The sequence below is a fragment of the Mesorhizobium sp. M0001 genome (genome assembly GCF_040324255.1).
Taxonomy (GTDB): domain Bacteria; phylum Pseudomonadota; class Alphaproteobacteria; order Rhizobiales; family Rhizobiaceae; genus Mesorhizobium.
Genome location: NZ_JAMYVS010000002.1, coordinates 51,655 through 67,666, shown reverse-complemented (window position 1 = coordinate 67,666; position 16,012 = coordinate 51,655). Strand labels below are relative to the sequence as shown.

Here is a 16,012-nt window from a genome sequence, read left to right as displayed (position 1 = left end):
ATGGTCAGGCGAGCCAACGAAACGAATTTGTTGTTTTCCGGTTCTGACTGGAATTTCGAGAAATTATCGCGGGCTTTTGAAGAGATCGAGGCGATCGCGGTCGACGAGTTGCATCTCGATACTTACCCGGTCCAGATGGAGATAATCTCCTCCCAGCAGATGCTCGACGCCTACTCATCTATCGGCATGCCACTGATGTATCGGCATTGGTCGTTCGGCAAACATTTCCTTCACCAGGAGCTTCTTTACCGTAAGGGTGGTCGGGGGCTGGCCTATGAACTGGTCATCAACTCCAATCCCTGCATCGTCTACCTCATGGAGGAAAACACCATGGCGTTGCAGGCCCTTGTGACGGCCCACGCGGCGCTTGGCCACAATCATTTCTTCAAGAACAATCATCTGTTTCAGCAATGGACCGACGCCGGGGCAATCCTGGGTTATCTGGACTTCGCCAAGGGCTACATCGCCCGGTGCGAGGAGCGGCACGGCCTTGCAGCAGTGGAGGCCATTCTCGATTCCGCCCATGCGCTGATGGAACAAGGGGTGTTCCGCTACCACCGACCGCCAAAGCTCTCGTCGGAGCGACAGCGCGAAGGGCTTCGCGAGCGCCTCGAATACGAAGAGCGCTCCTACAACGATCTGTGGCGCACGCTGCCGCCGTCGCAGAACAAAAACAAGTCCGGCAATGAGGATCAAGGGATGGCGGAGCGCAAGAGATCGCTCAACCTGCCCGAGGAAAACCTCCTGTATTTCCTCGAGAAGAACAGCCTGACCCTGGAACCCTGGCAGCGCGAGATCATCAGGATCGTCCGCGTCATCGCGCAATATTTCTACCCGCAGCGACAGACTCAAGTGATGAATGAAGGCTGCGCCACCTTCGTGCATTATACGCTCATGAACATGCTATTCGATCGTGGCCGGATCGGCGAAGGTGCCATGCTCGAAATCCTGCGCAACCATTCGAACGTGATCTTCCAGCCGGCCTTTGACGATCCCCGGTTTTCAGGCATCAATCCCTATGCCCTCGGCCTCGACATGATGCAGGACATACAGCGCATTTCGACCGAGCCGACGGCGGAGGACCGCGACTGGTTCCCGGACATTGCAGGACATGGCAACTGGCGCGAGGTCCTGCTTGAGGCCTGGGCCAACCACCGCGACGAATCCTTTATCCGCCAGTACCTCAGCCCGAGCTTGATCCGAAAATGGCGGTTCTTCGTGCTTGGCGATGGAGCCGACAAACCGCATTTCGAAGTCGCGTCGATCCACAACGAACGTGGCTATCACAAGATACGCGCCCAGCTTGCCCACAGTTACGACCTTGGAGCGAATCGGCCGGACATCCAGGTGATTGATGTCGACCTGCTCGGCGACCGGCAGTTGCGGCTGCAACACAGGGTAAAGGATGGTGTTGTGCTCGAAGGGGCCAGCCGTGACGCGACGCTCCGCCATGTCCGCAGCCTCTGGGGCTACGAGGTCAGCCTGGTCGCAGTTGACGCTCAAACCGGTGCGACCATCCACGAACGGTCTACGAGCCAGATCGCGGCATAAGCTCGGCAAAGAGCGTCATGTGGCGGGCCTGCTCGGTACCTTTAAGATTCGCCCGCCGGCCTGATCCTGATTCTGGCGATCCGGTTCTTGTCGCGCTTCATCACCACGAAGCGCTTGCCGTGGAAGGTGAAAGCCTGCTTTTCCTCGGGGATCGACTGCGTCTCGTGGATGACCAGGCCGGCAATGGTGGTCGCTTCCTCGTCAGGCAGGTTCCAGTCGAGCGCCCGGTTGAGATCGCGGATCGGCACGGTGCCGTCGACGACCACGGAACCGTCCGCCTCCTGCTTCACGCCCTGAATGTCTACATCGTGCTCGTCGGCGATCTCGCCAACGATCTCCTCGATAATGTCCTCCAGCGTCACCAGCCCTTCGACCTCGCCATATTCGTCGACGACGATAGCGAAATGCGCCTTGGCGCGCAGGAAGGCGTTGAGCTGTTCCTGCAGCGTCGTGGTGTCGGGCACGAACCAAGGCTTCGAAGCGATCTTCATCACGTCGATCCGGGAAAAGTCGTTGCCGACCTCGTTCAGCGCTCGCAGCAGGTCCTTGGCGTGCAGCACGCCGACAATGTTGTCGAGAGAGCCTTTCCACAACGGCATGCGGGTGTGCGGGCTTTGCAGGATCTCGCGCACCACCGCTTCCGGCCCATTGTCGGCATTGACCGAGCGCATATTGGTGCGGTGGACCATGATGTCGGAGACTTCGAGCTCGGCGAGATCGAACAGCCCGCCGACGCGGTCGCGGTCCTCACGCACCATCTGGCCGTCGCGGCGGAAATCGTCGACCGCGCCGCGCAACTCGTCCTGTGTCGAGCGCTGCGGCTCGATGCGCGACAGCTCATAGCCGAACATGGCAAGCAGGCGCGTGCGCACGGCCAGGACCAGCAGGATGAGGATGGCAAGGACGGCGACGACGGTCCAGCCGGGCTCGTTGATCATCGCTGCCGGCTTTCCTGGCCCGGGTGGTTCTCCCTGAGGAACGAAAGCACTTCCGACGCCGGTACATCCTTGGCAATAAAAGCCTGGCCAACGCCGCGCGTCAGGATGAATGTCAGCGCGCCGCGCGACACTTTCTTGTCCTGGGTGATGAAGCCAAGCAGCGCCTCGGCATCGGGCAACTCACCAGGGATGTCGGCCATCCGCCAGGGTAGACCGACGGCGCGAAGATGCGCCTCGACCCGCGCCGCGTCCTCCGGGCTGGCCAGATTGAGCCTTGCGGAAAAGCGGTGCGCCAGCGCCATGCCGATGGCGACGCCTTCGCCATGGACGAGGCGGGCGCCATCATACTGTGTGGCGCCTTCCAGCGCATGGCCGAACGTGTGGCCAAGATTGAGCAGTGCGCGGTCGCCGGTTTCGAACTCGTCGCGGGCGACGACATCGGCTTTGGCGCGGCAGGCCCCGGCGATCGCCTCCGCCCGTTCCGCACCACCGGCGAACACCTTTTCCCAGTTCGCTTCCAGCCAGGCGAAAAACGCCGGTCGGTCGATCAATCCGTATTTGGCAAGCTCGGCATAGCCGGCGCGAAATTCGCGGATCGGCAGCGTGTCGAGCACTTCGGTGTCGGCCAGCACCAGCTTCGGCTGATGGAAGACGCCGACCAGATTCTTGCCGCGCGGGCTGTTGATGCCGGTCTTCCCACCGACCGAGGAATCGACCTGCGCCAGCAGCGAGGTTGGAATCTGGACGAAATTCATGCCGCGGCGCACGATGCCGGCGGCAAAGCCGGTCAGGTCGCCGATGACGCCACCGCCGAGCGCAATGACGACATCGCCGCGCTCCAGCTTGGCGGCGAGCACGCCGTCGACCACCTCTTCGAGATGGGCAAAGCTCTTGGTCTTTTCGCCGGCCGGCAAAGTGATGACGGCAGGCTGGATGCCGCCTGTTTCCAGACCGGCCTTCAGCGCGTCGAGATGTGCCGCCGCGACATTGTCGTCGGTGACCACCGCCGCCCTCGTGCCGGGCAGGCGGCGCGAAATCTCGGCGCCGGCGCGCGCCAAAAGGCCAGGGCCGATCAGGATGTCATAGGCACGCTCGCCAAGGCCGACCTCGACAGTGACCGGTTCGCTCACAGCCGCACCTCGCCTGGCGCAGTCGGAGCCGGAATGCCGAAATGCCCGCACAGCGCGTCGACAACCTCCGTCGCAATGACCTCCTTGCGGTCGTCGCGTGTCGGCACGGTGATGTTGGACGTGGCATAGACCGGGTAGCGCTCGCCCATCAGTCGCTCGAGCACGGCGCGCGGATCGGCGCTTTTGAGCAACGGCCGGTTCTGCTTCTTGGACACGCGTTCCATCAATAGGTCGATCTCGGCCTTCAGCCACACCGACACGCCATGCCCGGCGATCGCTTCCCGCGTCTGCGCATTCATGAACGCGCCGCCGCCGGTCGACAGCACCTGCGGCCCACTCTCCAGCACGCGCAGGATGACGCGCTGCTCCAATGCCCGGAATTCGGTCTCGCCATAGCGTTCGAACAGTTCCGGCACCGTCATGCGCGACACGGTTTCGATCTCCTGGTCGCTGTCGACGAAGGGCAGCGACAGCATCGTCGCCACCTTGCGGCCGATCGCCGTCTTTCCGGCGCCCATCAGGCCGACAAAGACGATCGAGCGGCTGCCCAGCCTGTCGAGCAGCGCGGCATGGCTATCGCCGGGAGGATTTGCTGGTAACGCGTTCATGAGACCATGCTGTTTCTAAGCCGTCTTTGCCGGCGTATCGACATCAAAAGCCCGTTTGCGTCAAGCACAGCGCCTTTCGCACGCAGAGCCCTTCGTCCTTGAATTGACGGAATTAGCGTCCCATAAGGACACAGGGCTTGGAATCGCAGAGCAAGAAGACGGGCGAAGATTGATGCCGACACTGTTCCGCTTTGTCGTGACGATGATGATTCTTGCCGGCATTGCCTATGGTACGATGGTGGCGTTGGCGATGTTCGTCGAGCCGAAAAAAGCCGAAATCACCGTGCGCATTCCACCGGAAAAGCTGAACCCCAAGAAAAACTGACCCAAAACTGACCCCTGGAACATGAACAGCGCGGCTCGCATCGAAGCCTTTCTCGAGATGATGAGCGCCGAACGCGGTGCCGCTGCAAACACGCTGTCTTCCTACCGCCGTGATCTCGAAGACGCTTCGCAGCAGATTGCCGGCGGGCTTGCCGCTGCCGCCGCAGCCGACATCCGCGCCTATCTCGACGATATCGCGGCGCGCGGCTTTGCGTCGACGTCGCAGGCGCGCAAACTGTCGGCGATCCGCCAGTTCTTCAAGTTTCTCTACGCCGAGGGCTTGCGCGGCGACGACCCGACCGGCACGCTGGACAGTCCGAAAAAGGGCCGGCCGCTGCCCAAGACGATGAGCGAGGCCGATACCGGTCGGCTGCTCGACCGCGCCGCGCTTGAGACAGGCGATGCCGTCAATGGTGACCGGGTGGCTGCACTGCGCCTGCACGCTTTGGTGGAGGTGCTCTATGCCACCGGCTTGCGCGTCTCCGAACTAGTCGGCCTGCCGGTGACCGTCGCCCAGCGCGACGACCGCTTCTTCATGGTGCGCGGCAAGGGCGACAAGGAGCGCATGGTGCCGCTGTCGGCCAAGGCCCGCACGGCGATGCGGGCTTGGCTCACAGCCCGGGCCACGGTGCCGGCTTTCGCCGACAGCCCGTTTCTGTTCCCGGCCGCCGGCGACAGCGGCTTTCTCTCCCGGCAGGTCTTTGCCCGCGATCTCAAAGGCCTTGCCGCGCGGGCCGGCATATCGGCGGCGAAAATTTCGCCGCATGTGCTGCGCCATGCTTTCGCCAGCCATCTCCTGCAGAACGGCGCCGATCTCAGGGCGGTGCAGCAGCTGCTCGGCCACGCCGATATCTCGACCACGCAGATTTACACGCATGTGCTGGAAGAGCGGTTGGTGCGGCTGGTCAACGATCATCATCCGCTTGCCGACTAGGCCTCATATCGCTATGTGAGGGCAACGTGCCCGCGCGGAGCCTACATCTGCGCGATGTTTGCCTTCCGACGCATCGGTCCGCTCAAGAATGTACAATTACCTCGATTTCGAAAAGCCGGTGCAGGACCTTGAACTCAAGATCCTCGAGCTGAAGAAGCTTGCCGAGAATGGCGAGGCGGTCGACGTCGGCGACGAAATCAGCCGGCTCGAGAAGCGCGTGCGCGACGCGCTGCGCGACATCTACAAGGCGCTGACGCCGTGGCAGAAGGTGCAGGTCGCGCGCCACACCGACAGGCCGCATTGCCTCGACTACATCAAGGGTCTGTTCAGCGATTTCACGCCGCTCGCCGGCGACCGCAATTTCGGCGAGGACCAGGCGATCATCGGCGGCTTCGCCCGCTTCCGCGGCGAACCGGTGGCCGTCATCGGCCAGGAAAAGGGCTCCGACACGGCGAGCCGGCTCAAGCACAATTTCGGCTCGGTGCGCCCTGAAGGCTACCGCAAGGCCGTGCGGCTGATGGAACTTGCCGACCGTTTCCAGATCCCACTTCTGACGCTGGTCGACACCGCCGGCGCCTACCCCGGCGTTGGCGCCGAGGAACGCGGCCAGGCTGAAGCCATCGCCCGCTCAACCTCGGCCTGCCTCGGCCTCAAAGTGCCATCGATTTCGGTTGTAATCGGCGAAGGCGGTTCGGGCGGCGCCATTGCGATCGCCACCGCCAACCGCGTCTACATGCTGGAACACGCCATCTATTCGGTGATCTCGCCGGAAGGCGCTGCCTCGATCCTGTGGCGCGACACCACGCGCTCGAAAGATGCGGCGACCAACATGAAGATCACCGCCCAGGACCTTCTAGAAATGAAGATCATCGACGCCATCATTGCCGAGCCGCTCGGCGGCGCCCAGCGCGCGCCCGAAACGGTGATCGCCGCCACCGGCGACCTCATCGCCAAGACGATGAAGGATTTTGCCGGCGCCAACACCGATTTTCGCGAACAGCGCCGCGAAAAATATCTGGCGATGGGCCGCAGCCTCTGATTTTGGCCGGCAGCGCACCGCAATGTGGCGTCAAGGAGCAATTTCGCCACAAAAATGCCGCCGCATTCGGCTCAATAAAAAATCCGTGACACCGGGCGAATTGCCGTGGGGGGCGCCGTCCGACGCTTGCGGTAAGGAATTTTCAAGGTTAACGGGCTTAGGGTCCGTCAGTGTTCAGCATGCAGGCCCGGGCGCTATCCGGCCGTGACGCGAGAAAAAGACATAGCCGTATCCATGTTTACCAAGCTTGCCCGCACTGGACTTCTGATCGCCGCGCTTGGCGTTGCCGGCTGCAACGATTCCTCGATGAAGAATTTTGCGCCGGAAGCCAGCAAGCCGCTGCCGGACAAGATCCTGGCCGACATGAAGGCCAAGGGCATGATCCGCACCTCGTCGGTGATGGCTCGCATCTTCAAGGAAGAAGGCAAGCTCGAAATCTGGAAGGCCAAGACCACCGGCCGCTACGAGATGGTCGCCAGCTACGACATCTGCAAATGGTCGGGCAAGCTCGGCCCAAAATACACCGAGGGCGACCGCCAGGCGCCGGAAGGTTTCTATACGGTCCGCCCGTCGCAGATGAATCCGCGCTCGAACTATCATCTGTCCTTCAACATCGGCTATCCCAACGCCTATGACCGTGCCAATGGCCGCACCGGCGCCAATCTGATGGTGCATGGCGCCTGCTCGTCGTCGGGCTGTTATTCGATGACCGACCCGCAGATCGAGCAGATCTACGCTTTTGGTCGCGATGCCTTCCAGGGCGGCCAGACCGAGTTCCAGATCCAGGCCTTCCCATTCCGCATGACCGCCGCCAACATGGCGCGCTACCGCAACGACCCGAACTATGAGTTCTGGAAGATGCTGAAGGTCGGTTACGACAACTTCGAGATCACCAAGGTGCCGCCGAAGGTCGATGTCTGCGACAAGCGCTATGTCTTCAACCAGGTGGCGCCTGAGGGCACGACATTCGATCCGACTGGCGCCTGCCCCGCGACCACGCAGCCGGATTCGCTGAAGAGCGCACTCAACGCCTATCAAAGCAGCTATGACGCGGCCTTCACCGGCGCGGTCAAGGCCAGTGTTCCGGCGCCCAAGCCGACCATTGCCGGCATCAAGGAAGCCAGCATCGTTTCCGACTGGTCGAAGCGCCGCGCCCGGGGCGAGCGCGTGCCGATCGAACCGCCGTCGCTGAATTCCGACGGCACGCTGACCGAGACGGCGCGCATGGGGCGCATCGATTCGCCCGCCGGCCGCAAGATGGCGGCGCTGGACGCAGAGAAGGAAGCCAAGCGCAAGGCCGAGGAACAGCGGGTTGCTGCCATCGAGGCTGCGAAAGCCGCCAAGGCCCAGGCACTGGCTGAAAAGCAAGCCCCAAAGGCCCAAGCGCTGGCCGAAAAGGAAGCAGCCAAGCAGGCCCCCCAGCAGCCGGTCGCCACTGCGAGCGTCGAGGCGGCGCCTGCAGAACCGCCGGCGGACGAAAGCCGGATGTCGAAGATCAAGAACAAGCTGCTAGGCATGTTCGGCGGCTGAGGTTTTTCGCCTTGCCGATGCATGTCGCCCAAAAGTGCGCAGCGGTTTTGGGACAAAGACATGCATGAAGACAAACAAACAAATCACACCGCGATCTATGACCTCAAGGGCCTGAACTGCCCCCTGCCCGTTCTCAAGGCGAAAAAACGCCTGGCGGCAATGCAGCCGGGCAGCCGGCTTTGGCTGGAGACCACCGACCCGCTGGCGGTCATCGACATCCCCGCCTTTTGCGCCGACGCTGGTCACCAACTGGTTGAAACGTCAGCCGTCACCGGCGGCCACCGCTTCCTGGTCGAACGCGGCGCAGAGCGAGCCTGAGAATCAGCCCCCGGCTATCGCCAGCGGATTGCTCTCCAGCGCCGCGCGATCCGGCGTGTCGATCGACGGCCGGTTGGTGAAAGCGGAAAACAGCCGGCGCACATAATCTTCCGGCATATCGAGCGTGATCAGCACCAGCCTGGTGCCGCGTTGGCCGTCCGACCAGGCCAGTAGCCGCGCCGGCGGATGCAGGATCTTCTGTACCCCGTGGACAACAAGCGGCCGCGACGGGTCCTCCGCAAGCTCGATGACGCCCTTCATCCGCAAAAGCTTGTCGCCATGCGCAGAACGCAGCAGGTCGAGGAACATCTCGATCGCCGAAAACGGCACCGGGCCGTCATGGACCAGCGAGTAGGAGCGCACGCGGGAATCGTGGTGGTGCTCATGCTCGCCGTGATCATGATGATGATGGTGGTGCTCATGGGCGGCTTCTTCGCCGAGCCAGCGCCGGACATCGGCGGATTTGGTCGCCGGATTGTAGAGGCCGCAATCGAACAGCGCCGTGACGCCGGTTCGGCCGTCGCCGGCGTCCAGCACCACGGCGCCTGGATTGAGCTGATGGAGTCGCGTTCGCAAAGCATCGACGTCGCCGGGATCGCTGGCCAGATCGACCTTGGTCAGCACGATGCGATCGGCGACCGCCACCTGCTTGACCGCCTCGACATGGCCGTCGAGCGTCGCATTGCCGTTGACCGCGTCGACCAGCGTGATGACGCCATCAAGTCGGAAGGCCTGCACAAGGGCGGGATGCGCCATGATCGACTGCAGCACCGGCGCCGGATCGGCGAGCCCGGTGGTTTCGACGACGACGCGGGCAAGGCGGGCGATACGGCCCGTCTGCAGCCGGTCGACGAGGTCAGCCAGCGTGTCGACCAGTTCGCCGCGCACCGTGCAGCATAGACACCCGTCGGACAACTGGATGATGCCGTCCGAGGCCTGCTCGACCAGCAGGTGGTCGATCGCCACCTCACCGAATTCGTTGATGATGACGGCCGTGTCGACCAGTGCCGGATCTTTGAGCAGCCGGTTGAGCAATGTCGTCTTGCCGGCGCCGAGGAAGCCGGTGACCACCGTGACGGGTATCGGAAAGCCAGCCATCGCCTAGTTCGCGGCTTTGACCAGCTGGTCGCCCTGCACCGCGGTTGCCTGGCCCACCACGGCCGGTTCGGCGCCCTTTGGCGCCGGAATGTCTGGCCGCCAGCTCGGCAGCGGCACATCGGCGTATTCCTGGCCGCCCTGGTCGAGCATCGCCTTCGGCGCCGGCCCGGTGGCGCCGCCGAGGCCGACTGCAACCAGCGTCGGCACGTGGTCGAGCTTTTCCTGATAGGGCGATTTCGGCACGTCGGCGCCCTTCGCGGCCACCGGCGGAGCCGCCTCGGACTGCTCGTGCGGCGCCTTCTTCCTGCAGATCTCATCATGCATGTCGTTGGGTGACATGGTATCGCCATAGGAAGGCATGGCCGCGACCGTGAGCCAGTTCGGGTCGGGCATGGCAAAGCCCTGGTCAAGCAGCCTGGCGGCGGTCTCGGCACGGCTGATCGCCGATTTTTCGCCGAGCACGACCGCGACCAGCGTGCGGCCATTGCGTGTCGCCGAGCCGATCATGTTGAAGCCCGAGGGACAGACGAACCCGGTTTTCATGCCGTCGGCGCCGGGATAGCGCCCGATCAAGAGATTGTAGTTGGAGATCGCCTTCTTGCCGACGGCAAGGCCTTCGATCGAGAACCAGGGGGCGTATTGCGGGAATTCCTTGCGGATCGCCATCACCAGCAGGGCAAGATCGCGCGCCGTCGTGTACTGCTCCGGCGAAAACAGGCCGTTCGGATTGACGAAATGCGTTCCGGTCATGCCAAGCCGCGCCGCCTCCGCATTCATGCGAACGGCGAATCCGGCCTGCGAGCCGCCTATGTTTTCGCCGATGGCCATGGCGATATCGTTGGCCGATTTGACCAGCATCATCTTCAACGCATTGTCGAGCCGCATCACCGAGCCCGGCTTGAAGCCCATCTTGCTCGGCGGTTCGCCCGCCGAATGCTTGGTCACCTTGATCGGTGAATCGAGCTGGACCTCGCCGGCGGCAATCGCCCGGAAGGTGACATAGGCGGTCATCAGCTTGCTCAGCGAAGCGGGATACCAGCGCTTGAATGCGTCCTGGTGCTGCAGAACCTTGCCGCTGTTGAGGTCGAACAGGATCACCGGATTGGCCAAAGCTGGCCCAGCCAGCATGGGTAGCGCCAAGCCGCCCGTTAGCAGTAATTTGAGGATATGGCTGTGCCGCATCATGGAATCCGAAATCGCCTCTTGCCGTAGTCGCCCCTGGCTCCGTAAGATTTCGTTACGCGATGGCCAGCATGACCTGATCCGGCCCTCAATTTCCGGATCACATTGTCTGGGGTGCTATTTACCCTATGTGACGCCAAGATGGCAAAGTGCCAAGATGGCAACAAGCATGGCAATCACAATTGCAATCAAGCAGGCCAGATCGTCTGCTCCAACAGCGAGATGGAACCATTATGCCGATTCTCAACCGCGCCGCCGAGATGCAGGATGAAGTTGCCGGCTGGCGACGCCATCTGCACCAGACGCCAGAACTGAATTTCGATGTCTTCAAGACCGCCGCCTTCGTCACCGAGAAGCTGAAGGAATTCGGCTGCGACGACGTGGTGACGGGCCTCGGCAAGACCGGCGTGGTCGGCATCATCCATGGCCGCAAGGGGCAAGGCGCGACCATCGGCTTGCGCGCCGACATGGACGCGCTGCCTATCAACGAGATCACCGGCAAGCCCTATGCCTCGACCATTCCCGGCAAAATGCATGCCTGCGGCCATGACGGCCATACGGCGATGCTTTTGGGCGCCGCCAAATATCTGACCGAAACGCGCAATTTCGCCGGCTCGGTCGCGGTTATCTTCCAGCCGGCGGAAGAGGGCGGCGGCGGCGGCAACGAGATGGTCAAGGACGGCATGATGGAGCGTTTCGATATTTCGCGAGTCTTTGGCATGCACAACATGCCGGGCCTGCCGGTGGGCCAGTTCGCCATCCGGCCGGGCCCGATCATGGCGGCGACCGCCGAGTTCACCATCACCGTGAAGGGCCGCGGCGGCCATGCGGCGATGCCGCACGGCACGATCGACCCGATCGTCATCACCAGCCAGTTGGTCGGCGCCCTTCAGACGGTCGCTTCGCGCAGCACCGATCCGGTCGAGGCGGTGGTGGTTTCGGTGACGAAGTTCCACGCCGGCGACGCCTACAACGTCATTCCCGAGACCGCCGAGATTGCCGGCACGGTGCGCACACTGAAGAAAGAGATCGCCAAGAAGTCGGAAGAGCGCATCCGCACCATCTGCGAAGGAATAGCCACCGCCTTCGGCGCGACGATCACTGTCGACTATGACGCCAACTATCCCGTGACCTTCAATCATCCGGAAGAAACGGTCTTTGCCGGCGATGTCGCGGCACATGTCGCCGGCGACACCCAGGTCCACCGCGCCATCCAGCCGGTGATGGGCGGCGAAGACTTCTCCTACATGCTGGAAGCCCGCCCTGGCGCCTTCATCTTCATCGGCAATGGCGAGACCGCCGGCCTCCACCATCCGGCCTACGACTTCAACGACGAAGTCATCCCGCACGGCATGAGCTACTGGGTGAAACTGGCCGAAACGGCGCTCGCAGCCTGACATATGCCGCCGAAAGGCCGGCCGATTAGCCTTCGGCCGGCCTTTTCATTGCCTTCGGCGAGCCTCTTGGCGAAACGATCCGAAGCGGCTATGTGTCGGGCCGCGTGGTCCCGTAGCTCAGTAGGATAGAGCGGCAGATTCCTAATCTGTAGGTCACAGGTTCGATTCCTGTCGGGATCACCAGCAAGATCAAAGGCTTGGTGACTGAGATAGCCTGTCGGCATGTTGCAGCACTGATGGACTGGTTTTCGGTGATTTTCACGGACGCGACCAAGCAAGCAGCCTGACTTTAGTTCCATAGAAAAGTCCATCCCTGAGGTCTCAGGAGCGAGCTTTAAGCATCTACAGCCGCGAAGAGAATCGACCTCTTGCAAGTACAATTCCAGATCGAGCGATGGTTCCCAGTCGATCCGTTACGGTCTGAGTTCGGCGCCGCCAACTCAACCAAGCCGGCCGTATCCTAGCTGGCAACCAGGGGCACCGTGACGGTCGTGGCGTAATTTATCGGATACTGGTCGAAATACGGGAAAGCGATGACGAAGGCATAGCTGGCGGTCAGATGCGCCATCTTGAAACCGCCGCTGGCAGGGTCAGTCGCGATCGTCACAATGACGTTCTTCAGACCCAGGTTCACCAATTTCTGCGCGGCGATAGCCTGGATGTCGCTCTGCGAAAGCGTGTTGTTCAGCTGCAGCGCCCGGGAAGAGGTTTCCAGTGTATAGCGGACGGTCGACACGGCATTCATGGCCCAGCCGAAGGCGAAGATTCCGAACAAAAGCATCACCAGGAAAGGCGCGATCAAGGCGAATTCCAGCCCGGCTGCGCCGGAGCAGTCACGGCGCCACCTGGATCCGATCCTTTCAGCGGACACGGATAACCTGCTGATGACTGATCGCGCGCGGGTCCGGGAAGACACCGAAGTTAAACGGGGGCACCCAGGTGCCCGTCGCCGTTATCTGGACGAAGATTTTCTTTCCGCCGCAGATGGTGGTCTCATCCACGACCGTGGCGCCGCACAAATAGGAGCGGACCAGCACGACCGCGGCGTCCTCGGGCTTGTCGTTCCAGCTCGAAAGCGCGACCGCCTGCGTCCCGGTGTCATTGGACGCGCCGGCCATCACGAGATTGGCCGCGGTTTTGACGCCCGCGCGCATCTGCAGGTAACTCGTCACGTAGGACCAGCCATCGGCGATGCCGAGGCAGACCAAGCACAGGACGGGCAGCAACATGGCAAACTCCACGGCGGCTATCCCGGATTTGTCCCGGACAATGCGCAAGGTCCGCCCACCCATCCCGCTACTCGACAAGCTGAACGGACAGTGCCGCCGGAATGTCGTCCATCCCGAGGCCTTTGCAGTTCTGCTTTATCGTCGTACTGCCTGACCACTGGATGGTGTCGGCGACGACCTGAGTGCAGCCACCGTTCCCCGAGAAGTTGCCAAGGTAGTTGACCTGCTGCCTGGGAAAATAGATGGCGCCGGTCAAAAGCGAGTCCGCTGTGCCGTTGAAGGTGCTCTGTGCCGCAGTCCCGGTCCTGTCGCCGTAGAACAGCACGCCGGAATAGGCTCCGGAGGTAGGCGCGCTCAGCGTCACCTTGGCGTTGCCGTTCATGCTGACGGTGTTGCTGCCTGCCATGAAGATGGTTACCCCGCTGCCGGCGACGACCGCGTTGGCGTTGACCTTCATACCGCCCTGCACGACGTAGACGCCGGGCTGCAGGGTGACGTTGCCGCTGAGGCTCATGCCGCTACAGTAGGTGCCAGGCTGGAGTGTTTGCGACGTCTTGTTGCCGTTGACATTCTTGCAAGGGTTGCCGGCTGTCGGCGTCGCCAAGCCGGAGAAAGGATCGGCTGCCGGCAAGGCTCGGGTGATGTTGGACTTGCAGACTGTGGTCGCTGGATTGTTCAGCACCATGCCGCCGACCGTGATCAGGCAGTCGGCCTTGAGCACCGCCGAGCCCTGCGTCTTTATGGCGTCCGAGGCAATCGAGTCCGACATGACCGAACAGCCGGTGAGGTTGACGGTGGTGTTACCGGAAAAGAGCGCAGCCTGGGAGGCCGACGGACTGAGCGCCAGCACGCAAGCTTTGGAGGCGTCATTGATCAGCGCCACCGCCCTTGCCTGTTCGGCAACGGGCGCCTGGTTGAAAATCGCCGTGAAGTAGCGGTCGAGGTTCTGCTTGACGATGACCTCCACTGCCTTCTTCGCGGTGTTCGGGCCGGACAATGGCGGCGTGTTGACCTGGATCGTGCCCGGCGTGGCAAAATTGTTCGAGGTCGCGGACTGCGTGGCGGCGGCGATGATGGTCGGGTTATCGGAACCCGCGACTTTCTCGAGCGCGCCGGCATAGGCCGCGGCATCGGCAACGGCCTGCAGCTTGAGGCTGCTGTAATACCAGAAGGATGTCTCCACACCGAGGCCGGCGCCGCCAACCACGACCGGCAAGGTGAAGGCAACGATGACGGCAACGTTACCGTTCGTGGCGCGCCTTAGGCGGCTCAAAGCAAACCAAATCCGGGTGAACGCGTTGGATGCCATATGTATTAGAAACCACGAATAGATAAACGAATGTCTAAAAACTCCATTCCGATTCGACGTAGTCGAACGGGCTAGTCTAGGCGCAAGTTGCAGCGACCGCGCAACATCCTGTCGGAGGTTCCGCCCCAATCGACGAATGCGAAATATGCCGCTATCCCGAACTTTGTTGTCGACCAAGTGACATTTAAATGCCCCCTCTGCGAAGAAGCTATCGAGAAGACAGGGGACACCGCGCTGCCCGGTAAGGGGAAAGATCGGCTCACGCCGCCTCAGGAACTTTGTGCAATCCGTCCGGGGCTGGCTCTGAGGGCCACACACGCCCGAAACCAACCACTCCAGCCACGATCAGTCCGTGAGGCGCCCACGAAACAACGTGGTGCCGTCGGTCAGCTGCGACCTGGAGATATCCCGGAACCCAGCCCCGGCCATCCACCCGCGATACTGACCTTCCGTGTACGATTCGCCTGCGCGGTAAAGGTTCAGGAAGGTGAGATTGAGAAAGACACCCTCAGGCGGGCCGAGACGGTCGTCATCGACGACACCCCACCCCGCAATTGCGATCTCGCCTCCTTGGGTGAGGCAACGCGCCGCGTTCAGGATCGAACTGCGCGCCTGGTCCGGCGGCAGGACCTGGACGACAGCCTTCAGGATTGCCAAGTCATGCCGGCCGGTCGATGGAGCGACCGTTATGTCGCCTTCTTCGACAACCACATCGCCGGCACCGTATTCCGACAGGATCGCTGGTGCGACCGCTGCGACCGTCGGGAGTTCCATCAAAGTCGCCGCAATATGCGGCCATCGCTCGCGAAGTCCGACCAGAATGGTCCCGGCGCCGCCGCCGATGTCGATCACCGAACGGACCGCCGAGAGGTCCAGCTCACGGGCCAGATTCCGGCCGAAAATCACCCCTCCCGGTGCGAGCATGCGGCTGAAGGCCGCTGCGGATTCTGGCCCCGCTTCAGAAAAGTCATGCAGCGCGGCCGGCCGGTTCTGCCGCAGCGACTCTGCGGTCAAAAGGTCGGCTCCCCAGAGTTCGCGCAGCAGCACATGATCGCCGCCGCGATAGGTCGGCTTGGACGCGTCGAGAAACTTCGACGCTTCGGCTCCGTTGCGAAACTGACCATCCTTGACGTCGAGGAGACCGATGCTGGCGAGCGCGTAGAGGAGCCGCGACAGACGAGCGGGCTCGACTTTGAGCGCTGCCCCAAGGCTGTCGGCAGTCGCAGCATCGCCGCCGAGCCGGGTGAAGATGCCAAGGTCCAGCCCGGCACGAAGCGCCAAGGCGGGGGGCACCCCTGCGATCAGCTTGTCGATCCGATCGGAATCCACCATGTCATATCCCGTTGTGCGATCCAGGATCGACTTTGAACAGATCGGCCAACCTCGTCAAATCAGTTCGCCAGCGCGCCGCTCTCCGCGTCGAGC

The 16,012-nt window shown here is 62.4% G+C and carries 16 protein-coding genes and 1 tRNA gene; 8 read left to right on the top strand and 9 right to left on the bottom strand.

What is annotated here, in order from left to right; all coding sequences use genetic code 11:
- Complete coding sequence (locus NKK50_RS05310; protein WP_352543160.1) at positions 1 to 1,551, top strand: SpoVR family protein; 1,551 nt, start codon at positions 1 to 3, stop codon at positions 1,549 to 1,551.
- A 41-nt stretch (positions 1,552 to 1,592) separates the two neighbouring features.
- Here NKK50_RS05310 and NKK50_RS05305 read toward each other — a convergent pair whose 3' ends face one another.
- Genes NKK50_RS05305 through NKK50_RS05295 form a run of 3 tightly spaced genes read right to left on the bottom strand, consistent with a single transcriptional unit; the run spans position 1,593 to position 4,227 of the window.
- The gene (locus NKK50_RS05305) at positions 1,593 to 2,489 is read right to left on the bottom strand and encodes an HlyC/CorC family transporter (RefSeq protein WP_023670669.1); all 897 of its coding nucleotides are present in this window, start codon (positions 2,487 to 2,489) and stop codon (positions 1,593 to 1,595) included.
- Entirely contained in the window at positions 2,486 to 3,619 is a 1,134-nt protein-coding gene (aroB, locus tag NKK50_RS05300) for a 3-dehydroquinate synthase (RefSeq protein WP_352543159.1), read from the bottom strand. The genes NKK50_RS05305 and aroB overlap by 4 nt, the downstream gene beginning before the upstream one ends.
- A complete protein-coding gene (locus NKK50_RS05295; RefSeq protein ID WP_023670667.1) occupies positions 3,616 to 4,227 on the bottom strand; it encodes a shikimate kinase in 612 nt (203 codons plus the stop codon). Before NKK50_RS05295 ends, aroB begins: the two co-directional genes overlap by 4 nt.
- A gap of 172 nt (positions 4,228 to 4,399) precedes the next feature.
- On the opposite strand from NKK50_RS05295, the gene NKK50_RS05290 reads away from it, so the two are divergent.
- From NKK50_RS05290 to NKK50_RS05270, 5 genes are all read left to right on the top strand, one after another.
- A complete protein-coding gene (locus tag NKK50_RS05290) occupies positions 4,400 to 4,552 on the top strand; it encodes a hypothetical protein (protein WP_023670666.1) in 153 nt (50 codons plus the stop codon).
- 21 nt (positions 4,553 to 4,573) lie between these two features.
- Entirely contained in the window at positions 4,574 to 5,485 is a 912-nt protein-coding gene (locus tag NKK50_RS05285) for a site-specific tyrosine recombinase XerD (RefSeq protein ID WP_027050748.1), read from the top strand.
- 88 nt (positions 5,486 to 5,573) lie between these two features.
- Positions 5,574 to 6,524 (top strand): acetyl-CoA carboxylase carboxyltransferase subunit alpha, encoded by a 951-nt coding sequence (locus NKK50_RS05280; RefSeq protein ID WP_023685389.1) that lies wholly within the window; start codon positions 5,574 to 5,576, stop codon positions 6,522 to 6,524.
- Positions 6,525 to 6,758: 234 nt separating this feature from the next.
- Positions 6,759 to 8,054, top strand: a complete 1,296-nt coding sequence (locus NKK50_RS05275) for a L,D-transpeptidase family protein (RefSeq protein WP_023699104.1) — start codon at positions 6,759 to 6,761, stop codon at positions 8,052 to 8,054.
- Positions 8,055 to 8,114: 60 nt separating this feature from the next.
- Positions 8,115 to 8,372: a sulfurtransferase TusA family protein gene (locus tag NKK50_RS05270; protein WP_031355792.1), complete on the top strand. Its 258-nt coding sequence runs from the start codon at positions 8,115 to 8,117 to the stop codon at positions 8,370 to 8,372.
- A 3-nt stretch (positions 8,373 to 8,375) separates the two neighbouring features.
- Here the strand turns inward: NKK50_RS05270 and NKK50_RS05265 are convergent, their stop codons facing one another.
- A complete protein-coding gene (locus NKK50_RS05265) occupies positions 8,376 to 9,470 on the bottom strand; it encodes a CobW family GTP-binding protein (RefSeq protein ID WP_023699102.1) in 1,095 nt (364 codons plus the stop codon).
- A gap of 3 nt (positions 9,471 to 9,473) precedes the next feature.
- Positions 9,474 to 10,652, bottom strand: coding sequence for a D-alanyl-D-alanine carboxypeptidase family protein (locus NKK50_RS05260; RefSeq protein WP_023699101.1), 1,179 nt, complete (start codon positions 10,650 to 10,652; stop codon positions 9,474 to 9,476).
- Between the two features lie 233 nt (positions 10,653 to 10,885).
- Between NKK50_RS05260 and NKK50_RS05255 the strand changes: the two genes are divergently transcribed.
- Positions 10,886 to 12,049 (top strand): M20 aminoacylase family protein, encoded by a 1,164-nt coding sequence (locus NKK50_RS05255; protein WP_023699100.1) that lies wholly within the window; start codon positions 10,886 to 10,888, stop codon positions 12,047 to 12,049.
- A 106-nt stretch (positions 12,050 to 12,155) separates the two neighbouring features.
- Positions 12,156 to 12,232, top strand: a tRNA-Arg gene (locus NKK50_RS05250).
- 277 nt (positions 12,233 to 12,509) lie between these two features.
- Here NKK50_RS05250 and NKK50_RS05245 read toward each other — a convergent pair.
- The 4 genes from NKK50_RS05245 to NKK50_RS05230 all read right to left on the bottom strand — a co-directional run bounded on the left by NKK50_RS05245 (position 12,510) and on the right by NKK50_RS05230 (position 15,919).
- Positions 12,510 to 12,920, bottom strand: coding sequence for a TadE/TadG family type IV pilus assembly protein (locus NKK50_RS05245; protein ID WP_352543158.1), 411 nt, complete (start codon positions 12,918 to 12,920; stop codon positions 12,510 to 12,512).
- Positions 12,910 to 13,341 (bottom strand): TadE/TadG family type IV pilus assembly protein, encoded by a 432-nt coding sequence (locus NKK50_RS05240; protein WP_023690708.1) that lies wholly within the window; start codon positions 13,339 to 13,341, stop codon positions 12,910 to 12,912. Before NKK50_RS05240 ends, NKK50_RS05245 begins: the two co-directional genes overlap by 11 nt.
- A gap of 4 nt (positions 13,342 to 13,345) precedes the next feature.
- Positions 13,346 to 14,551, bottom strand: coding sequence for a pilus assembly protein TadG-related protein (locus NKK50_RS05235; RefSeq protein WP_348524259.1), 1,206 nt, complete (start codon positions 14,549 to 14,551; stop codon positions 13,346 to 13,348).
- Positions 14,552 to 14,932: 381 nt separating this feature from the next.
- Positions 14,933 to 15,919 carry a methyltransferase gene (locus tag NKK50_RS05230; RefSeq protein ID WP_023751680.1) on the bottom strand — a complete coding sequence of 329 codons (987 nt, stop codon included), beginning with the start codon at positions 15,917 to 15,919 and terminating at the stop codon, positions 14,933 to 14,935.
- Positions 15,920 to 16,012 lie beyond the last annotated feature (93 nt).